This is a genomic window from Intrasporangium chromatireducens Q5-1, from assembly GCF_000576575.1.
GTDB lineage: Bacteria > Actinomycetota > Actinomycetes > Actinomycetales > Dermatophilaceae > Intrasporangium_A > Intrasporangium_A chromatireducens.
The window spans coordinates 1-2,129 of sequence record NZ_AWQS01000414.1 but is presented as its reverse complement, the minus strand read 5'-3'; the positions used below and the strand labels follow the sequence as shown (position 1 = coordinate 2,129).

General features: G+C 71.0%; 2 protein-coding genes. Both read right to left on the bottom strand.

What is annotated here, in order from left to right; translation table 11 throughout:
• Positions 1 to 91: 91 nt before the first annotated feature.
• Entirely contained in the window at positions 92 to 1,303 is a 1,212-nt protein-coding gene (locus tag N864_RS21765) for a phenylacetate--CoA ligase family protein (RefSeq protein WP_051518922.1), read from the bottom strand.
• A 12-nt stretch (positions 1,304 to 1,315) separates the two neighbouring features.
• Positions 1,316 to 2,129, bottom strand: an 814-nt coding sequence (locus tag N864_RS21760) for an ABC transporter ATP-binding protein (protein WP_034722410.1), incomplete at its 5' end; no start/stop codon positions are given.

Genomic DNA, 2,129 nt, shown 5'->3' with positions numbered 1-2,129 from the left:
GTCGAAAGGCCACCAACCGTCGAAAGGCCAGTTCACGACGTGTCGTGAACTGGCCTTTCGACGTGAACTGGCCTTTCGACGGTGGAGGGGGTCAGTCCCAGGAGCGTTCGTCGCTGATGGGGGAGCGGTCCTCGGGAAGGGACCCGACTTCCTGGACGTCCACGCTGAAGCGGAGCCCGGCCCGCACGGCCTCCCGGACCCGCTCCACCACCTCGCCGTCCCGGCCCTCGGCCCGCACCACCTCGCAGCGCAGCTCGTCCCGGTGGTCGACCCGCTCGACGACGAAACGCCAAGCCGCGACCCCGTCGACGTCGCTCATGACCGCCGACGCCTGCCGGGGGTGCAGGAACATCCCACGCACCTTGACCGCCTCGCCCACCCGGCCGAGGACCCCGGCGAGCCGCAGGCCGCCGTCGCCCACGAGCCGCCAGGCCGACAGGTCGCCCGTGCCGAAGCGGACGAGGGGATAGTCGGGCCGCAGCACCGTCACGACGACCTGGCCCTCGCCCGAGCTGGTCGGCTCGCCGCTGTCGAGCGCGCACACTTCGACGTGCACTCCAGGCGCCGGCACCAGGCCGCCCCCCGGCGAAGTCTCGTAGCCGATGAGCCCGAGCTCCGCCGTGCCGTAGGCCATGAGGACCGTCGGCACCCGCTCCTGGAGCAGCGACCGGAGCGAGTCCGGCAGGGGCTCAGCCGTGACCAGGGCCTTGGTCAGCCGCCACCGGGACGCGTCGAGGCCGAGCGCGTCGAACCGCTCGACGAGCGCGTTGAGATAGCTCGGCAGGCCCACGTAGGCCGTGACCCCGAGGTCGGCGATGGCGCGGGCCTGCAGGTCCTGGTTGCCGATGCCTCCCGGGACGACTGTCGCGCCGAGGGCGAGGCAGCCCTCCTCGAACATCGCCCCCGCGGGGGAGAGGTGGTAGCCGAAGCAGTTGAGCACCACGTCTCCCGGGCCGATCCCCGCGGCCTCGAGCGCCGGCGCCCACCGCCAGGGGTCAGTCCCGTCGAGCTGGGGCTCGTAGATCGGGCCGGGCGACTGGAAGAGCCGCCGCACGACCGCGCCTTCGGACAGCAGCCCGCCGAAGGGCGGCTCCGCCTGCTGCCGCTCGAGGACGTCGTCCTTGGTCAGGATCGGCAGTCTGCTGACGTCGCCGTCCCGCAGCGAGTCCACGGACAGGCCTGCGTTCTCGAGCCGGGCGGCGAGCGCGGGGACCCGCTTCGCCGACCCGCGCACGAGGTCGGCGACCGTGGGAGCGAGCTCAGCGGCATACCGCTCGACGGCCTCCTGCAATGCATCCGTCATGATGAACTCCCTTCAGAGCCAGCGCTTTCGGCGCTTGTAGTGCTTCACGTCCCGGAAGCTCTTGCGGCCGCCGGAGTCGCCGAGGCCGAGGTAGAACTCCTTGACGTCGGGGTTGCCCTGCAGCTCCTCAGCGGTCCCCTCGAGGACGATCCGCCCCTGCTCGAGGATGTAGCCGTGGTCGGCGACCTCGAGCGCGCGGCGGGCGTTCTGCTCGATGACGAGGACGGTCAGGCCCATCTCCTCGTTGATCCGCTTGATGAAGCCGAAGATCTCCTTGACGAGCAGCGGCGCCAGCCCGAGCGAGGGCTCGTCGAGCATGAGCAGCCGCGGCTTGGCCATGAGGGCCCGTCCGATCGCGAGCATCTGCTGCTCGCCGCCGGACAGGTAGCCCGCCACGCGGGCCCTCATGTCGCCCAGCTTCGGCAGCAGCCCGTAGACCATCTCGAGGTCGGACTTCGTGTCCGCGCCGCCGCGGAAGTAGGCCCCGGCGATGAGGTTCTCCTCGACGGTGAGGTGCTCGAAGACGTGCCGTCCCTCCATGCAGAGCGACAGGCCGAGCCGCACCCGCTCGGCGGCGTCCATCCGGGTGATGTTCTTGCCGTCGAAGAGGATCGAGCCGTCGGTGACCTCGCCGTGTTCTGTTGGCAGCAGCCCCGAGACCGCCTTGAGGGTCGTCGACTTCCCGGCGCCGTTCGAGCCGAGGAGGGCCACGATCTTGCCTTCCGGGACGGCGAGCGACAGGCCGCGCAGGACGAGGATGACGTCGTCGTAGATGACCTCGATGTTGTTCACCGTGAGCAGGCCGGGGGTGGCGGGCGCCTCCGCG

Excerpts from the sequence above, each read along its gene's own strand:
- N864_RS21765 (WP_051518922.1), bottom strand. The coding sequence starts at position 1,303 with ATGACGGATGCATTGCAGGAGGCCGTCGAGCGGTATGCCGCTGAGCTC.